At 62.7% G+C, this 18,267-nt stretch carries 15 protein-coding genes; all 15 read right to left on the bottom strand.

Annotated elements, in window-relative coordinates; translation table 11 throughout:
* On the bottom strand, window positions 1-1,427 hold a 1,427-nt coding region (locus RCH91_RS17635), incomplete at its 3' end, for a radical SAM protein (RefSeq protein WP_306536321.1).
* A gap of 165 nt (window positions 1,428-1,592) precedes the next feature.
* Complete coding sequence (ftsZ, locus tag RCH91_RS17630) at window positions 1,593-2,747, bottom strand: cell division protein FtsZ (RefSeq protein WP_306536320.1); 1,155 nt, start codon at window positions 2,745-2,747, stop codon at window positions 1,593-1,595.
* A 103-nt stretch (window positions 2,748-2,850) separates the two neighbouring features.
* Window positions 2,851-4,086, bottom strand: coding sequence for a cell division protein FtsA (gene ftsA / locus RCH91_RS17625; RefSeq protein WP_306536319.1), 1,236 nt, complete (start codon window positions 4,084-4,086; stop codon window positions 2,851-2,853).
* 21 nt (window positions 4,087-4,107) lie between these two features.
* Window positions 4,108-4,941, bottom strand: a complete 834-nt coding sequence (locus RCH91_RS17620; RefSeq protein ID WP_306536318.1) for a cell division protein FtsQ/DivIB — start codon at window positions 4,939-4,941, stop codon at window positions 4,108-4,110.
* A 33-nt stretch (window positions 4,942-4,974) separates the two neighbouring features.
* Entirely contained in the window at window positions 4,975-5,916 is a 942-nt protein-coding gene (locus RCH91_RS17615) for a D-alanine--D-alanine ligase (RefSeq protein WP_306536317.1), read from the bottom strand.
* 40 nt (window positions 5,917-5,956) lie between these two features.
* On the bottom strand, window positions 5,957-6,859 hold the full coding sequence (gene murB, locus RCH91_RS17610; protein WP_306536316.1) for a UDP-N-acetylmuramate dehydrogenase: 903 nt from the start codon (window positions 6,857-6,859) through the stop codon (window positions 5,957-5,959).
* Window positions 6,860-6,863: 4 nt separating this feature from the next.
* Window positions 6,864-8,249 (bottom strand): UDP-N-acetylmuramate--L-alanine ligase, encoded by a 1,386-nt coding sequence (gene murC, locus RCH91_RS17605; RefSeq protein ID WP_306536315.1) that lies wholly within the window; start codon window positions 8,247-8,249, stop codon window positions 6,864-6,866.
* A gap of 40 nt (window positions 8,250-8,289) precedes the next feature.
* Window positions 8,290-9,378: an undecaprenyldiphospho-muramoylpentapeptide beta-N-acetylglucosaminyltransferase gene (gene murG / locus RCH91_RS17600; protein WP_306536314.1), complete on the bottom strand. Its 1,089-nt coding sequence runs from the start codon at window positions 9,376-9,378 to the stop codon at window positions 8,290-8,292.
* On the bottom strand, window positions 9,375-10,502 hold the full coding sequence (gene ftsW / locus RCH91_RS17595) for a putative lipid II flippase FtsW (protein ID WP_306536313.1): 1,128 nt from the start codon (window positions 10,500-10,502) through the stop codon (window positions 9,375-9,377). The genes murG and ftsW overlap by 4 nt, the downstream gene beginning before the upstream one ends.
* Window positions 10,499-11,857 (bottom strand): UDP-N-acetylmuramoyl-L-alanine--D-glutamate ligase, encoded by a 1,359-nt coding sequence (gene murD, locus RCH91_RS17590; protein WP_306536312.1) that lies wholly within the window; start codon window positions 11,855-11,857, stop codon window positions 10,499-10,501. The genes ftsW and murD overlap by 4 nt, the downstream gene beginning before the upstream one ends.
* A 1-nt stretch (window position 11,858) precedes the next feature.
* The gene (mraY, locus tag RCH91_RS17585; RefSeq protein WP_306536311.1) at window positions 11,859-12,935 is read right to left on the bottom strand and encodes a phospho-N-acetylmuramoyl-pentapeptide-transferase; all 1,077 of its coding nucleotides are present in this window, start codon (window positions 12,933-12,935) and stop codon (window positions 11,859-11,861) included.
* Window positions 12,935-14,347 carry a UDP-N-acetylmuramoyl-tripeptide--D-alanyl-D-alanine ligase gene (murF, locus tag RCH91_RS17580; RefSeq protein WP_306536310.1) on the bottom strand — a complete coding sequence of 471 codons (1,413 nt, stop codon included), beginning with the start codon at window positions 14,345-14,347 and terminating at the stop codon, window positions 12,935-12,937. Before murF ends, mraY begins: the two co-directional genes overlap by 1 nt.
* Before the next feature lie 2 nt (window positions 14,348-14,349).
* Window positions 14,350-15,885 carry a UDP-N-acetylmuramoyl-L-alanyl-D-glutamate--2,6-diaminopimelate ligase gene (locus tag RCH91_RS17575; RefSeq protein ID WP_306536309.1) on the bottom strand — a complete coding sequence of 512 codons (1,536 nt, stop codon included), beginning with the start codon at window positions 15,883-15,885 and terminating at the stop codon, window positions 14,350-14,352.
* A gap of 61 nt (window positions 15,886-15,946) precedes the next feature.
* Window positions 15,947-17,920 carry a penicillin-binding protein gene (locus RCH91_RS17570; RefSeq protein WP_306536308.1) on the bottom strand — a complete coding sequence of 658 codons (1,974 nt, stop codon included), beginning with the start codon at window positions 17,918-17,920 and terminating at the stop codon, window positions 15,947-15,949.
* On the bottom strand, window positions 17,917-18,252 hold the full coding sequence (gene ftsL / locus RCH91_RS17565) for a cell division protein FtsL (protein WP_306536307.1): 336 nt from the start codon (window positions 18,250-18,252) through the stop codon (window positions 17,917-17,919). Before ftsL ends, RCH91_RS17570 begins: the two co-directional genes overlap by 4 nt.
* Between the last annotated feature and the right edge of the window lie 15 nt (window positions 18,253-18,267).

Genomic DNA, 18,267 nt, shown 5'->3' with positions numbered 1-18,267 from the left:
GCAATGAGCCGCACGTTGGAGAGCTTCCCCACCGCCTGCTGGAGGTATTTGAGCTTTTTCTCCAAGGAGGGGACCTCCTCCATGCCGCACCACTGGAACGGGGTGAAGGGCTTGGGGACAAAGGGGTTCACGGAGAGGATGATCTCGCCGAGCCGCTTGTTCTTCCTGGCCGCGGCGATGACCCGTTCGCGGATCTTACCCACGAGGAGGGCCATTTCCTCCAGGTCGTCCGTGGTCTCCGTGGGAAGCCCGATGATGAAGTACAGCTTCAGGTTCAGGATATCGTGGCCGATGAGGAGGTCGCAGGCAGCAAGGATCTGCTCCTCGGTCAGGTTCTTGTTGATAAGGTCACGTATCCGCTGGCTTCCCCCCTCCGGGGCCAGGGCTACGGTCTTATGTCCGCTTGCCTTGAGCACCTCGATCATCCCGTCGTCGAGACGGTCGATCCGAAGCGACGAGACCGACACCGTCCCTCCTTCCGCCAGAATGTGCCGGCAGAGGTCGCCGATCTCCCGAAAGTCCGAGACTGCGGCCCCCACGAGCCCGATCTTTCGCCGGTGGGTGAGACCTTCGGCAACGGCGGCCTTCACTGCATCGAGGGACCGTTGCCGGTAGGGATGGTAGATGAATCCGGCGGCGCAGAAGCGGCACCCCCGCCCGCACCCCCGGGAAACCTCCACCAGATACATGTCGGAAAACTCGGTGCCAGGCGTCAAAATCTCGGACACCGTGGCCCGCCCATCGGGCTCTGCCATCCAGAGCCGCCCCACCTGCTCCGGCGCTCCGCCCTTTGTCTGCCTCGACACCACGCGGGCACCATCGTACTCCGTTTCGTAGAAGGACGGCACGTAGATGCCGGGAAGCCGTGATGCGCTGGCGAGAAACTCCTGGCGGTCGCCGATCCCCTCGGTGCGGATGCAGTCCAGGAGCGCCGGGAGTATTGGCTCCCCCTCCCCCACGCAGACCAGATCCAGGAAATCGGCCACCGGCTCGGGGTTCAGGAAGAGTGCCGCCCCGCCCCCCATGACGAGGGGATGGGACGCAGTACGCTCCGCGGCCAGGGCCGGGATGCCGGCCAGCTCGAAGATGGCGGGGATGTTCAGGTAGTCGCTCTCGAAGGAGACCGAGAAGGCAATGATGTCGAAGGAGGAAAGAGGTTCCTGGGACTCCAGGGAGAGAAGCCGGGTGCCGCTGCGGCGGTATTCACGCAGGTCGTCAGGGTCGGGGAGGAAGGCCCGCTCGCAGAGGACGTCAGGCTCGGCGTTCAGCAGCGCATGGACCGCCTGGAAGCCGAGGTTGCTCATGGCGATGGCATACCGGTTCGGGTAGACGAGGCAGACCGTCAGCTTGCCGCCGCGGCGCTTAGGGGTGCTTCCCTCTTCCTGCGCCAGAAGACGCCGGGACTTTTCGATGATTTTCCACGACATTGATAGAGGTTACCACGGCGGGAAACGATTCAGAAAGGGGAAAAAAGGCCCGGCCCCCCAGGAGGGGGTAAGCGGGGAGCCGGGAAATTGAAAGCAATGACTGAAACGTAAGGGGCAGAATGTGCCGTGGGTCCAGACGGCCCCCACGGCGCACCCCATTTCCTGCTAATCGACCGATTTTCTCAGGAACGTCGGAATGTCGTACTGGTCGTCTTCATCGGAGAAGAACCCCTTCTGCCGGTTGTAGGAGGGCTCCCGCTGCTGCTTCTCGCGGATGAACGTGGGGATCTCCCGGTTCACTTCCTGGCGGCCGCCGAGAGGAGTGACGGTCTTCAGCTCCTGGCGCTGCTTCTCCACGTCGAAACGGTCGCCGAAACCGGTGGCGATGGCGGTCACCTTGATCTGGTCTTCCAGGTTCTCGTCGATGGTGACGCCGATGATGATGTTGGCCTCTTCGTGGACCTTCTCGTGGATGGTCCGGTTAACCGCCTCGAACTCGTCCATGGTCATGGAGGAGGAGCCGGAGATGTTAACGAGCACCCCCTTGGCGCCGGAGATGTCCACATCCTCCAAGAGAGGACTGGAAATGGCCCGCAGGGCCGCCTCCACCGCCCGGTTCTCCCCGGCGGCGATGCCAATCCCCATCATGGCCATGCCCCGCTCGCTCATGATCGCCTTCACGTCGGCGAAGTCGACGTTGATGAAGCCGCTGGTGGTGATGAGGTCGGAAATCCCCTGAACCGCCTGACGGAGCACGTCGTCGGAGGGCTTGAAGGCGTCGAGGATCGACATGGACTTGCCGGCCAACCCGATGAGCCGGTCATTGGGGATGACGATGAGAGAATCCACGTGCTTCTTGAGCTCCCTGATCCCGTCATCGGCCTTGGCAAGGCGCTGCTTTCCCTCGCGGGAAAACGGCTTGGTTACGACGCCGACGGTGAGGGCTCCCACTTCCTTCGCCACTTCGGCGATGATCGGCGCCGCGCCGGTGCCGGTGCCGCCCCCCATGCCGGCGGCGATGAAGACCATGTCTGCGCCCTTGAGGGTCTCGGCCAGCTGCTCCCGGTCCTCCAGGGCCGCTTCGCGCCCTTTGGACGGGTCGGCCCCGGCCCCGAGTCCCTTCGTGAGCTGGCGGCCGATCTGGATCTTGGTCGGTGCCTTGGAGTTGCGCAGGGCCTGCACGTCGGTGTTGGCCACGGCGAAGTCTACTCCCCCCACCTGATTGGCGATCATGGTGTTGACTGCGTTCCCCCCGCTGCCGCCGACACCGATGACCTTGATACTGGCACACTGATCGATGCTTTCGTCGAATTCGAACATACCCCTACCCCCTTTTCCCTTTCATGTTGTGTTTGGTTGTCATCGCAATGCAGAACAAAACATACAGTTAGAACAATTCGTGAATGTGATTTGCACAAAGCATCTAGAAGAACTCCCCGAACCACTCCTTCATCCGCCTGCTCACCCGCCGGAAGAGGTTCTCGTCGGTCTGGGCCGTGGGGAACTCGCGGATGCCGACGTTCTTGCTCCCGTAGACCACGAGCCCCACTCCGGTGGCGTAGACCGGCGAATTGACAACATCCACCAACCCACCGATGTTGTGGGGAAGCCCACGCCGTACCGGCAGATTGAAGACTTGCTCGGCCAGTTCCGGCATCCCCTCGAGGATGGTGGTGCCACCGGTGATGACCACGCCGGAAGCGACCAGGTCCTCGAAGCCCGATTTCAGGATCTCCCGGTTCACCAGGGTGAAGATCTCCTCCACCCGCGGCTCCAGGATCTCGGCCAGGAGCTGCCGGGAAAGGATCCGCGGCTTGCGTCCCCCCACGCTCGGCACCTCGATGGTCTCGTCCTTCCCCACCAGCGAAGCCATGCAGCAGCCGTACTTCTGCTTGATCTTCTCAGCCTCGGCCATGGGGGTCCGGAGTCCCACGGCGATGTCGTTGGTCAGGTGGTTCCCCCCCAGCGACAGGACCGACGTATGCTTGATGGCGCCGTCCACGAAGATGGCGATGTCGGTGGTGCCGCCGCCGATATCGACGAGCGCCACCCCCAGCTCCTTCTCGTCGGCCGACAGGACCGCCTCGGAGGAGGCCAGCTGCTCCAGGACGATGTCGGCCACGTCGAGCCCGGCCCGGTTGCATGCCTTGACAATGTTCTGGGCACTGGCCACGGCGCCGGTGACGATGTGGACCTTGGCCTCGAGCCTTACTCCGCTCATGCCGAGGGGCTCGCGAATGCCGTCCTGGTCATCGATGATGAACTCCTGGGGAAGGATGTGGATCACCTCCCGGTCCATGGGGATGGCGATGGCCTTGGCTGCGTCGATGACCCGCTTCACGTCCTCGGAGGTCACCTCGCGGTTCTTGATGGCGATGACCCCTTGGGAGTTGAACCCCTTGATGTGGCCCCCGGCGATACCCGCATAGACCGACCGGATCTCGCAGCCGGCCATGAGTTCCGCCTCGGAGACCGCTTTCTTGATGGACTCGACGGTGCTCTCGATGTTGATGACCACCCCTTTTCGCATCCCCCGCGACGGGCTGCTGCCGATCCCGACGATGTCGATGCCGTCCTCCGTGACGTTGCCGACGATGGCACAGATCTTCGTTGTGCCGATATCGAGCCCCACGATCAGGTTATCCCTTCGTGCCGACATAGTGTATCCCCCTCCCCCGCTTTATCCTTTTTTGACGATGATCTTGTCCTGGTAGTCGCAGTCGATGTACTCAACGGCAACCATTTGCTCCTTGAGCTCCCCGTAAACCGTGGCGAAACGGGCCAGCTTGTCCTCGTACCCTTCCGTACCGAGCCGCACCGGCACCCCGCCGGCGGCAGTGAAGAGGGTAAGGCCGAATCCTTTGTCGATGTGAATCTCGGAGACGTCGGCCAGGGTGAAAACGCGCCCTTTTTTCAAGAGGTCCATCAGGGCCACGGCACCGGTAAGAATCTCCTTCGTCCCCTTGGGATCCCGGGCAAGCTCCTCCTCGGTGATGCCGGTTATGACCGGAAAATTGAGGCTGTCCCCCTGGGTGAGGGGCTTGAAGACCTCTCCCTTGGCATCCATGTAGTAGAGGAACCCCAGATTCATGACTGCCACCGGCTCCCGCTCCACCACCTCGATGCTGAGGGTGTGGGGGAAGTAGCGGCGCACCTGCACCGTCTCGATCCAGGGGTTCTTGGCAAGCTGCTCGCCGATGTGGCGCAGCCGCAGTCCCAACATGGAGTCACCGGGCCTTACCCCGGTCAGGTCCACCACCTCGTCGCGGGTAAGATGCCTGAGCTTGGATACCTCGATGGCCTCCACCTGGAGCAGGTTAATCTTGATCTGGGTTGTGAACCGGTATCCTTCGTACCCCGCGATCCCCACGACCGCCACGATCAGCACGCCGAGCACGATCCGGGTTCCCCAGGTGACGATGGGGCGCCAGTTGATCGGCTTCCGCTCCCGCTTCACCCGGTTGCGGCTCTTTTGTGCCGGCTGGATCCTTGTTTTTACGTGCAAATCGCGCATTGTATTCCGATGGCCCCGCACATCTTGCCAGCCCTAGTCCCCAGTCCCTATCTTGAGCGACGCCGACAGAAGAATCCGCTCCACCAATTCCTCAAAACCAATCCCCGACTCCTTCTGGGCGATCTCCGGCAGAAGGCTCAGGGCCGTCATCCCCGGCAGGGTGTTCACTTCAAGGAGATAGCACGCCCCCCCCTCGGTCACCAGGAAATCGACCCGGCTGTACCCGGCACATCCGAGAGCCCGGTGAGCCTTCTCCCCTTCGGCCAGCAGTTTCCGGTAGAGGTCGGCGGGAAGCACCGGCGGGCAGATGTGCTCTGCCATGCCGTCGGTATACTTGGCCTCGAAGTCGTAGAACTCATTCTTCGACACGATCTCGATGGCCCCCATGGCCCGGTCGTCGAGGATCCCCACCTGGATCTCCCGCCCCTTGACGAACTGCTCCACCAATATCTCCCGGTCGTAGCGGAAGGCTGTTTCCAGAGCGGCGGGGAGCTCCTCCGCCTTTTTCACGATGCTCACTCCCACCGACGACCCCTCCTGGGAAGGCTTAGCCACCACGGGAAAACCGAAACCGGCCGCGGCAGGGTCAAACGATTCACCTCTCACGAGCACCCGATGGGGGGTTATCGTGAGGCCGGAGGCGGCAAAGGCCTGCTTGGCGAAAATCTTGTTCATGGCCAGGGCGCTTGCCAGCACCCCCGAACCCGTATAGGGGATTCCCATGAGTTCCAGAACACCTTGGACCGCCCCGTCCTCACCATAGCGGCCATGGAGGCAGATGAAGGCCACGTCGATCCACTCCCGAACGAGCATCTGCGGCAGATCGCGGTCCACGTCGATGGCAATGGCGTCATATCCCCGGGCCAGGAGCGCCTTGTGCACCGCGGCCCCGCTGGAGAGGGAAATCTCACGCTCGGCCGAGAGTCCACCCATGAGTACACCGATCTTCTTGGTTTTCAGTTCGTCGCTGGTCATCGTCTTCCCGCCCCGACGCTCCTTGGAAGCGCTTCTTTAATCACTCTTCACCGACAATCCGCACCTCTTCTTCAAGAGCTATGCCGGTTATTTGTCTTACCTCGTCTTTGATCCGGGCTGCCAGGGCCAGAAAATCGGCAGCCGTCGCATCTCCCCGATTTACCAGGAAGTTGGCGTGGGACTCCGACACCTGGGCGCCCCCAACCCGCTCTCCCCGAAGCCCTGCGCCGTCGATGAGGCGCCAGGCCGCTGCCCCCTCGGGGTTCTTGAAGAAGGACCCGGCGTTGGGAAAGCCGATTTTTTGACTCGTGGCCCGGTGTTCCAGGTAACCGGCGATCCGTGCGCCGATCTGGTCGGGATCGGCCGGTTCGAGGCGAAAGGTGGCCCCGACAATGATCTCGCCGGGCGCAAGCCTCAGGAACCGGTAGCCGTAATCGAGACCGTCGCGGCCGGATTGCAGCACCTTCCCGTCCCGGATGGTGACGAGCTCCTCCACATGGTCGAGAACCGCTTCGCCGTGGGCGCCGGCGTTCATGGCCAGGGCTCCGCCGACCGTGCCGGGGATGCCGCAGAGGAACTCGAGGCCGCCAAGCCCGCCGTCTCGCATAAATTGCACGAGCCGCCGGTTGGTCACCCCGGCCCCTACCCGAACCTTTCCCCCACCGAGTTGTTCCATCTCCTCGAAGCACGCGAGGGAAATGATTGCTCCCCGGATGCCACCGTCCCGCACCAGGAGGTTGTACCCCCCGCCGACCACCAGGAACGGGGTTCCGGTCTCGGCCAGGAGCACCAGGAGTGCCGCGAGATCATCCCGGTCGGCCGGGGTGACGAAAAAGTCGGCCGGCCCTCCCACCTTCAGCGACGTGTGGCGCGCCATGGGCTCGCCCCGAAGAATTTTCCCCCTCACCCGCGCGCGGAGAGCGGCAAAGAATTCATCATTCAAAGAACTATCCCTCGGATGCTCCCAGCTTCCGGAGCAGGGCCTCCCCGGCCTGCCAGATGTTGCCGGCGCCAAGGGTAAGGACGATATCGCCGGGCCGCACGACCTGCAGCAGGTGATCGGGCAGGGCCTCCCGGTCGGCGACGTACGTCACGTCGCGCTGGCCGTGCTTGCGGATTTCTTCTGCCAGCCGCTCCGCGGTGACCCCCTCGATGGGAGCCTCCCCGGCCGAGTAGATGTCGGTGAGCACCAGCACGTCTGCGTCGTAGAAGCAGGTGACGAATTCGGCAAAGAGCTCCTTCGTCCGGCTGAACCGGTGGGGCTGGAAGGCCACCACGAGCCGACGCTCGGGCCAGCCGCTCTTGCCGGCGGCCAGGGTTGCCCTGATCTCGGCCGGATGGTGACCGTAGTCGTCCACCACGGTGATGTCGTTCACCTCTCCCTTGACCTGGAAGCGCCGCCCCACGCCGCCGAACGTGGCAAACCCTTCCTGAATCTGGGCGAAGGGGACGTCAAGCTCCATGGCCACGGCGATGCACGCGAGGGCGTTCAGCACGTTGTGGGCACCGGGCATCGCGAACGAAACCTCACCCATCCGGTACCCCTTGTAGTGGGCGACAAAGGAGGTGGTTCCCCCTTCGAGACGGATGTGGGTGGCCCGGATGTCAGCCTGGGATGAAAGACCATAGGTGACAAACCGTTTCTTCACCCGGGGAAGCACCTCAGCGATGTTGCGGTCTTCGAGACAGAGGACCGCCAAGCCATAGAAGGGAATTTTGTTGATGAAGTCGACGAAGGTATCCTTGATTTGCTCGATCCCGCCGGTGTAAAAGTCCAGGTGGTCGGCGTCGATGTTTGTCACCACGGCGATGGTGGGGGAAAGCTTCAGGAAGGAGCCGTCGGACTCGTCGGCCTCGGCCACCAGGAACTTCCCTTGGCCGAGCTTGGCGTTGGTGCCAAGGGTGTTGAGCTTGCCGCCGATGACGATGGTCGGATCGATGCCGCCGTGGGTGAGGACCGTGGCCACCATGGAGGTGGTGGTGGTCTTGCCGTGGGTGCCAGCGATGGCGATGCCGTACTTCATCCGCATCAGTTCGGCCAGCATCTCGGCCCGGGGGATCACCGGAATCATCCGCCGCCGCGCCTCGGCAACCTCGGGGTTGTCTTCATGGACCGCCGTGGAGGTCACCACCACGTCGACGGCGGAGATGTTCTCCCGGGCGTGGCCGAAATGGATCTCCCCCCCAAGGGATGCGAGCCGGTCGGTGGTGTCGGACTGCTTCAGGTCGGAGCCGGACACCGTGTACCCAAGATTCAGGAGCACCTCGGCGATGCCGCTCATGCCGATGCCACCAATGCCGACAAAATGGATTTTTTCGATTTTTCCGTACATGGTTCCTTCTTTTTCGTGTAGGGGTGGGGTTTCCCCGCCCCTACGGTTTCGTTGTTGCCATCATCTCGTCGACAATCACCTGCGCCGCATCCAGCCGCGCGAGCCCTTGGGCCGCTTCACCGACGGCTCTGAGCCGCGCCGGGTCGTCCATGAGTTCCCGGATGGTCTTCGCCAGCACCTCGCCGGAGAGTTCCTGCTCAATGACCAGGAACCCGGCCCCGTGTTTGAGGAGAGCCTCGGCGTTGCGTCGCTGGTGGTCATCCACGGCGTGGGGGTACGGGATAAAGACGCACGGCTTGCCGCAGGCGGTTATCTCCGCGATGGTGGTGGCTCCGGCCCGGCAGACGACCAGGTCGGCCCAGCGGTAGGCATCGGCCATGGAATCGATGAATGCAACCGCCTCGGCTGCGAATCCCTGCTCTTCGTAGGCGGCAGTCACGTCCTCCAGGTCGTTCTCTCCGGTCTGGTGGGTGATCCTGAGCCTCCCCTTCACGTCTGTCAGGTACGGGAGCGCCTCGCCCATGGTGATGTTGATCCGGTGGGCGCCGGCACTACCTCCGAAGACGAGAAGACGGAAGGCTTCGTCACTCCGTTCCACCTGCGGAGCCAGGGCGACCTGCTCCAGAATCTGGCGACGGAGGGGGTTCCCGGTCAGCAGCGTCCGCTCTTCGGGAAAAAACTTCCGCGACTCCTCCAGGGAGATGAAGACCCGTTCGGCAACCGTGGCGAGCATCTTGTTAGTGAAGCCGGGGATTGCATTCTGCTCGTGGATGAACCGGCGGATCTGCATCCCCCGGGCGGCCAGAAGCGCCGGGGCCGAGGCGTAGCCCCCCACCCCGAGAACCAGGTCGGGCTTGAACTCTTTCAGGATCTTGCGGGACTGGGCGTAGCCGTAAAGGAACTTGGCGAGCCCCTTGGCCCGGGCCACACTCCCCTTTCCGCGGATACCGGCGGCGGTGATGCACTCGAGCCGGTAGCCCAGTTTGGGCAGCACCCGCGCCTCGATCCCCTTCCAGGTCCCCACGAAGAGCACCTCGTTCCCTTTCTTGCGGGCGAGGAACTCCTCCGCCACCGCAATACCGGGGAAAAGATGCCCGCCAGTTCCGCCACCTGCGATCAGAAGCCTCATGGCGTCCCCTTCATCCTGGTTGACACGTTGAGGAGAATCCCCACCGCAAAGAGGGTTACAATAAGGGAGCTGCCTCCGTAACTGATGAACGGAAGCGCCAGCCCCTTGGTCGGCAGAAGCCCCGTAACAACCCCCATGTTGACGAAGGCCTGGATACCGAGCAGCGTGACAATCCCGAAGGCAAGGAAGCGACCGAAGGGATCCTGGGACATGAGGGCGACCCGCACCCCCCGGAGCACGAGCATCAGGAACATGGCCGCGATAACGAGCACACCGATGAGTCCCAGTTCCTCCCCCACCACCGACAGGATGAAATCGGTATGGGCCTCAGGGAGATAAAACATCTTCTGCTTCCCTTCGCCGAGCCCCTGGCCGATGACGCCGCCATTGCCGAAGGCAAGCCACGACTGGATGATCTGGAAGCCCGTGTTCGTGGGGTCCTCCCAGGGGTTCAGGTAGGCCAGGATGCGGCGGCGCCGGTAGTCCACGTTCATGACGAGAAAGTAGAGGAACGGCAATGCCAGCACCACCATCCCGAGAATATAGCGGGGGCGGGTGCCGGCGGCAAAGAGCATCAGGATGGCCACCCCCCCCATGGTGAGGGCCGCCCCCAGGTCGTGCTGCTTGAGGAGAATCGCCAGGAGCACCGCAAGGAGCACCATGTAGGGGGCGAAGCCGGTGGAGAAGAACTTCACTTTCTCCTGCTTCTTGTCGAGGGAGTAGGCCATGTACATGATCAGCGCGATCTTGGCCAGCTCCGACGGCTGAAAATTGAAGCCGGGGAACCTGATCCAGCGGGAGGCCCCCTTGGCGGTGCCGCCGATACCCGGAATGAACACGAGAAGGAGCAGCACCAGGCAGCCGAGCAGAATCGGGACCGCGTATTCGCGCCACTGGCGGTAGTCGATCCGCATGGCGAGCACCATGACCCCGAAGCCCAAAACCGCGTAGATACCTTGGCGCTTCAGGAAGTAGAACCCGTCGTGGAACTTCTTGGTGGCCATGACCGACGAGGCCGAGTAGACCATCACCACCCCAAAGCAGGTGAGGGCCACCGCCATCAGGAGGATGACCAGGTCGTAGCGCTCGATCTCTTTCAGGTTCAGGTTGCAGTTCAGTTTCACGGGTTCTCTCCCGTGCCGAGGGCGTTTACTGCCGCGCGGAAGCGCTGGGCCCGCTCCTCGTAGTCGCGGAACATGTCGAAGCTGGAACAGGCCGGCGAGAAAAGGACCACCCCCCCCGGCTCCGTGAGGCTCGCGGCAAGCTCAACCGCCTCCTCAAGGGTCGCGGCCATGCGGGTGTCGGTGAGGCTCCCCAGCTCCCGGGCCATCCGTTCCCGGGCCTCGCCGATGAGCACCATGTGCCGCACCCGCTCCTTCACCAGCGGGGCAAGGGGTCCGTAGGAGCCCCCCTTGTCCTTCCCCCCAGCGATAAGGGTGATGGTGTCGAAGCTGGCCAGGGCCTTCTCCACGCTCCCCACGTTGGTGGCCTTGCTGTCCTCATAGTAACGGACGCCGGCCAGCTCCCGCACCAGTTCCATCCGGTGGGGAAGACCGGCAAATGCTTCGACGGCCGCAAGGGCCCGTTTCGCGTCACACCCCAAGAGGAGCGTCGATGCCAGGGAGGCCATGGTATTTTCGATGTTGTGAACCCCGGTGATCCGGAACCGGGCGGTGGGGAAACGCTCCTCGCGCCCCCGGTGGCGGAAGGTGATGACGCCGTCCCGGTGGAAGATACCCTCGGCAAGCTCCTGCCGCTGGCTCATGGGGAAGACCGTGGCGGCAATCCGCCCGGCAATGGCGGCCACGATGGGATCATCCAAGTTCAGCACGGCGAAGTCCGACGCATCCTGGTTCTCGAATATCCGCACCTTGGCGTCGATGTACTCCTGGAACGTGGCGTAGCGGTCCAGGTGGTCCTCGGTGATATTGAGGAGCACCGCAACCCGGGGGCGGAAGGAGCTGATCCATTCCAGCTGGAAGGAGCTGATCTCCACCACCACCCGCTCCACCGGCTCCCCCCCCTCGACCAGCTCGACGAGGGGATTGCCGATGTTCCCCCCCACGAAGGTCCGGTAACCGCAGGCGGAGAAAATCTCGCCGGTCAGGGTCGTGGTGGTGGTCTTGCCGTTGGTGCCGGTGATGGCCACCATGGGCGCGGCGACAAACCGGGACGCCAGCTCGATCTCGGTGATAACCTCGCGTCCGGCCTTGCGGGACGCCTGGAGATAGGGACTCTCCTGGGGCACACCGGGGCTCACCACCACCATATCGGCGGCGGCGAAGTCGGCCTCGTCGTGGCGCCCCAGTACGTACTGCACGGGAAGCCCTGCCAGCTCCCCGAGAGGCCCAGCTAGGGCGGTTTCATCGCGGAGATCGGTCACGGTAACCCGCGCCCCGTTTCGCACCAGGAAGCGGGCTACTGCTACACCAGTGCGGGCGAGACCGACGACGAGTATGTTCTTTCCCGTGATTTCCATGCTATCTCAGTTTGAGGGTCGAGATCGCCACCAGCGCCAGGATGATGGTGATGATCCAGAACCGGACGATGATCTTCGGCTCCGCCACCCCCTTGAGCTCAAAGTGGTGGTGGATGGGGGCCATGCGGAAGATCCGCTTGCCCCGGTACTTGTAGGACCCAACCTGAAAGATGACCGACAGGGCCTCGATGACGAAAACCCCCCCGACGATGACGAGGAGGATCTCCTGCTTGGTGATGACCGCCAGGGTGCCGAGCCCGCCCCCCAGGGAGAGGGAGCCCACGTCACCCATGAAGACCTCGGCAGGGTAGGCGTTGTACCAGAGGAACCCTATTCCCGCTCCCACCATGGCCCCGCAAAGGACCGCCAGCTCGCCGGCGCCGGGCACGTAGGGGGTCTGCAAATAGCTGGACAGTTTAGCATTGCCGGCTATGTAAGTAAACAGCAGATAGGTTCCGGCGTTGATGGCCACGGGACCGATGGCCAGGCCGTCGAGACCGTCGGTCAGGTTCACGGCATTGCTTGCCCCGACGATGACTACCATGGCAAAGGGGATATAGAACCACGAGAGGTCGGGGTGGAGCCGCTTGAAGAAGGGGAAGGAGAGTTCAGTGGATATATTCACCACAAAGACCAGGAAACAGACCGCCATGCCGGCGATCAGGAACTGGCAAGCCATCTTCTGCCGGGGGGAGAGTCCCTTGGGGTTTTTCTCCACGACCTTCTTGTAGTCGTCGGTGAAACCGATGAGCCCGTAACCCACGATGACAAAGAGGGTGGTCCAGACGTACCGGTTGGTAAGGTCCGCCCACAGGAGCGTCGGGATCACGATGGATGCCAGGATGAGGATTCCCCCCATGGTGGGGGTCCCCGACTTTTTCAGATGGGATTCGGGTCCGTCGGTGCGGATCACCTGCCGTGCCTGGAGGGCCTCCAGCTTCCGGATGACCCAGGGGCCGAGTATGAACGAAACGACCAGGGCCGTGATGACGGCATAGATGGTCCTGAACGTCAGATACTTGAAGACGTTGAAGATCCTGAAATCGCTCGCCAGTGGATAGAGGAGATGGTAGAGCATTAGGTCTTGGCCCCCTTCCCGAAGGACGCGGCAAAGACTTCACGTATCTTTTCCGCGACCCGATCCATGGCCAATCCCCGGGAACCTTTCACGAGAATGAAGTCGCCTGCGGCGGCAGCCCTCCGCAGGTCCGCCACGATTGCATCGTGGCTCGTCGCAACCGTAACCGCCTCTTCAGGAAGCCCCCCTTCGAGGGCTCCGGCGGCAACGATACCGGCCATCGCTCCCATCACGTAGAGACGGTCGATACAGGTGGCTGCCAGAAGTCCCAGCTGACGGTGGGCCTCTTCGGCACCGTCACCCAGTTCGAGCATGTCGCCAAGAATCGCCACGGCCCGCCGCCCCTCGCGGATCTCACGAAGAGTAGTAAGGGCCGCCGCCATGGAGGCAGGGTTGGCGTTGTAGCTGTCGTCAATGAGGATGATCTCCCCCACCTCCTCCAGATTGAACCGCCTGGTGTAGGGGGCAAATGCACCGAGCCCCTTGGCTATCGCTTCGGGCGTCACGCCGAGGACATGGGCCGCTGCAGCGGCTGCAAGGGCGTTGGAGATGTTGTGCCGGCCGAAAGCCCGCAGGCGGACCGAAACGGCGCCGGTCGGCAAGCAGAGTTGGAACTGCTGCCCGAGGCGACCGAGGTTCTCAACCGCTTCGGCCGTGACATCGGCATTCCAGAGACCGAAGGAAAACCGCTTGACCCCCTCGGGGGTTGGACACCGGGCGATGAGCGGGTCATCGGCATTGAATACGGCGCACCCTTCCGCAGGCAACCGCAGGAAAAGCTCCCCCTTGGCTTTCGCCACCCCCTCGACGCTTCCAAGGGTCTCCAGGTGTGCCGGGAAGGCGTTGGTGATTATACCCACGTCCGGCCGGGCGATCTCGGCCAGACGGTCTATTTCGCCAAAGGCACTCATCCCCATTTCAAGAACTGCCCAGCGGTGCGACGCATTGAGGCGGAATAGCATCCGGGGGAGGCCGATCAGGTTATTGAGGTTTCCCTCGGTCTTGAGCCCCTCGCCGGTCTGTTCCAGAATGGCGGCAAGCATCTCCTTGGTGGTAGTCTTGCCGTTGCTTCCGGTTACGGCAACCACAGGGATGCTGAATCGCCGCCGATGGAAGGCAGCCAGGTCGCCAAGGGCCTGGAGTGAATCATCAACGGCGATGCCGGTGACACCGGCGGGGAGTTCATGTCCCTCTAGCCACCGGCGCTCGGTAAGCACAATCCCCACGCCGCGGCCACAGGCTGCAGCGAGATAATCGTGTCCGTCGAACCGCTCGCCCCTCAACGGCACGAAGAGTTCATCCGGCAGGACCGTCCGGGAATCGGTGGACACACCGCTCACCCCTGCCGCGCTCCCCCCTCCGGTGAGGGTGCCGCCGGTTGCTTCGAGTATGTCTGTGAGAGCAAATAGCACGTTTATCCCCGACCCTCGGGTAACTCTTGCCGGAAGGCATTGGCTGCCTCTTCCCGGTCGTCGAAATGATGTTTCACTGAACCAATTATCTGGTAGTCCTCATGCCCCTTGCCGGCCAGGAGCACGATATCGCCCGATTTTGCCACACGGGCGGCCAGCCTGATTGCTTCGCGTCTCGATTCCACGGCAGTGAATCCCTTGGCCTCGAAGCCGGTCGAGAGTTCGACCGGCCCATACTCCCTGAGCCCAAGTGGACGGATGCCGCCGAGAATTTCGACGATGATCGCCCCGGCATCTTCAGTGCGCGGGTTGTCAGAGGTGACGATCGCGAGATCGCTGAAACGGCCGGCGATCTCTCCCATGACCGGCCGCTTTCCCCGGTCCCGGTCGCCGCCGCAGCCAAAGACGGTGATGATACGCCCCGTGGCGATCTCTGCAACAGTCCTGAGAACATTCTCCAGGGCATCGCCGGTGTGGGCGTAATCGACCAGCACCGTCACCCCTCGGTCATTCTCCACCCGCTCCAGTCGCCCCGGCACCCGAACGTCACCCTCAATCCCGTCACGGATCGCTTCCAGGGGGAGGCCCAGGGCCACTCCGGCCGCCACGGCTGCAAGGATGTTGTAGAGGTTAAACCGCCCCAGGAGCCGCGAGCGGAACGATGTCGTCCCAAGGGGTGTAACGAGGGAGCCGGCAATGCCATTGACCGAAAAGACAACCTCCTCGGCCCGGACCAGGGAAGAGGAAGACAGTCCGTAGCTCAGTACGGGTGCGGCTGAACTGCCCGCAAGGCGGACACCGTACGGGTCGTCCACATTGATGGCCGCAGTCCGCCGGGGCTTGGTGTCGTCCGCCGCAAGGAGTTCCGTAAAGAGCCGCGCCTTGCTCCCGAAGTACGACTCCATGTTCAGGTGATAGTCCAGGTGGTCACGGGTGAGGTTGGTGAAAATGCCGACGTCGAAGCGGCACCCGTCAACCCGACGCTGCTCCAGGGCATGGGAGGAGACCTCCATCACCACGCCCTGCGCCCCTTGGTCAACCAGCTCGCGGAGGATCCGCTGCAGGTCCACCGACTCGGGGGTTGTGTGGGGAGCAGGGATATTCTGATCGCCGAAGCGGTAGCTGATGGTCCCGAGAACCGCCGCAGAAATGCCGGCTTGGGCCATGATCGCCTCTACGAGGTAGGTTGTGGTGGTCTTGCCGTTGGTGCCGGTAATGCCGATCACGGGAATGCCGTCGGTGGGGTTGCCGTAGAAGGCAGCGGCCGCGCGGGACATGGCGAGACGCGCGTCGTCGACCTTCAACCAGGCCATTCCCTCGGGGACCCGCGACGGATCTTCGACCACCACGGCAACCGCACCTCGGTCACGAGCGTCGGCGATGAAATCATGGCCGTCGGTTGCCACTCCCCTTAACGCGAAAAAGAGACCACCGGGCCGCACCTGCCGTGAATCACAGCTAAGTCCCTCGATCTCCCGCGCCAGAGCTCCCCCCGTTCCGGAGGGACTAACGACCCGTGCCAGATCTTCCAGTCTCATGATTCCTCGCCGTTGAGAATAATGGTGGCCGCTTCCGTTCTCATCTCCTGCCCCTCTTCGTTCACGCCGACGGCGCGAACTTCACCCACACCTGGTCGTTGGGCCTGATCCGGTGCCCGGGAAGGGGGCTCTGCTCAACGGCCCGTCCGCTTCCGTGGAGTCGCACGTTGAGTCCCTGCTCTTCCATCACCTTTAACGTCTGTCGCATACTCATCCCCCGAAAGTTCGGCATCGTATTCCCCTCGCCCTCCTCAACGATGACCCCCTCCGCTGCCGGACTATCCTCCTCTACTACCAGACCTGCCTGAACCCCAACAGTCTTCGGCTTGCTTCGAACGACCGTGTCAGGCGGAACTTTCAGGTAGCAGAGCCCCTGCAGCGCAATGGCGCTGAATGCCGGGGCGGCTACCACGCCGCCGTAGGAGCTCGTCTTTGGCTCGTCAATCATCACGAGAATGGTGAGTCGGGGCCTGTCGGCCGGAACAAAGCCGATAAAAGATGCGGTCCGCTTAGTGGCTGAGTACCCCTTCGTAACCGGGTCAACCTTCTGGGCAGTGCCGGTCTTCCCCGCGACCCTATATCCCTCCACTGAGGCATTGATTCCGGTACCACCCTCGGCGGCAACTCCCTCCATCATGCGGGCCACGGCCTTTGCCGTCTCGGGGGACACGACCCGCCGCCGGGCCTGGGGCTCAAAGGACTTCACAACATTTCCTTCGTTGTCGGTGACCCTCTCCACCAGATAAGGCTTCATGAGCACGCCGCCATTGGCAATGGCCGAGAAGGCGGCGGCAAGCTGAATTGAAGACGCCGTCACCCCCTGACCGAACGATATGGTGGCGAGATCAATGCCGTACCACTGACTCCACTGGCGCAGCATTCCGGACGTCTCCCCCGGCAGGTCAATGCCACTCTTCTCGCCAATCCCGAAATTGCTCAGATACGTGTAGAGACGGGACGGACCGAGCCTGCTCCCGATCTTTGCGACCCCGATGTTGCTCGAATACTTGAGTATCTCGGGAATGCTGAGCCGGCCGTACTTGTGGGTATCGTGAATAGTCCGGCCACCGATGGCATAACTTCCCCCTTCACAGTTGATGCTGTCGCCAGGGCGGATCACCTTCTCTTCGAGCGCCGCGGCAATCAGCAGCGTCTTGAATGTGGAGCCGGGCTCGTAGCTGTCGGCAACGGCACGGTTGCGCCAAACCGGCGGGGCATAGGATGCATGGGCGTTCAGGTTGAAGGTCGGGTAATTGGCCATGGCAAGAACCCTGCCGGTCTGGGGATCCATAACGATAGCGGTCCCGGCCCTGGCTCCACTCCCTTCCACTGCCTTGGCCAGTTCCTTCTCGGCGATATACTGGAGGTTCTTGTCGAGGGTAAGGGTAACGTTGTGCCCCATGGCGCCGTTCTGGATTACCGTCCCCTTGAGGGCCACGTTGCGCCCCAAGGCGTCTCGCTCCGTCACCAGGTAGCCGTCTCCACCCAGAATGGTGGAATCGTACCGGCGTTCGACCCCTTCGAGCCCTTCAGGGTCGAGCCCGGTGAATCCGATAACATGGGCAGCCACCTCCGAATTGGGATAATAGCGCTTCGTTTCCTTGACGAAGCCGATCCCCTCGATATCCAGGTCATGAATCCGCTTCACCACGTCAGGGGTGAGCCGTCGCTGGAGCCAGACGAAATTCCTGTTCCCCTGAAGCTTCTTGAATATGGTCCCCTTCGGCATCCCGAGGACCGGCGCCAACCGCGCCGCTGCGCTGTTCAGATCGGCAATTGACTTGGGCTCGGCGTAGCATGAGTCCATCTCCACCGACACCGCCAAGGCGGCACCGTTCGCGTCGTAAATGGACCCACGGGCCGGTGTCAAGGGGACAATCTTCTGGTGCTGCCGATCGGCAAGTTTGAGAAGATAGTCGCGCTTGATCACCTGGAGATAGAAGGCGCGACTGGCCGTCAATGCAAAGAGGAGAACGAAGAACCCCCCGATGAAGCGGATACGGAGAGTTATCCATTTCTCCGCGTCGTACCTCATTTCACCACTACCACCTGTTGGTCGGTGGGGAGTGCCATGCCGAGTTCTCCCTTGGCAACGGCTTCGATGCGGGCCGGCGTCTTCAGGGATGCAACCTCAAGACGGAGCCGGTTCTGTTCTTCCTGGGACTCCTTGAGGAGCCGACTGGCCTCGGCAATCTCCAGGTTCAGATCGATCACCCGCACCCGTGACCAGACATGGAAGACCGACACGACGGTCAACAGGACCATGACCGCCAGAATGTACGGGAAAAGCTCTCCCCGCTGGGCGTACACTTCCTCAAGCTTTTTCGGTGCCGCCACCTTGCTGAAATCGGTTCTTGCCTGTGCCATAACCCCTCCACCTTA

The sequence above is a fragment of the Geobacter sp. genome (assembly GCF_030834625.1).
Taxonomy (GTDB): domain Bacteria; phylum Desulfobacterota; class Desulfuromonadia; order Geobacterales; family Geobacteraceae; genus Geobacter.
Note: the sequence above shows the minus strand (reverse complement) of the source record. Positions and strands in the feature narration are given on the sequence as shown.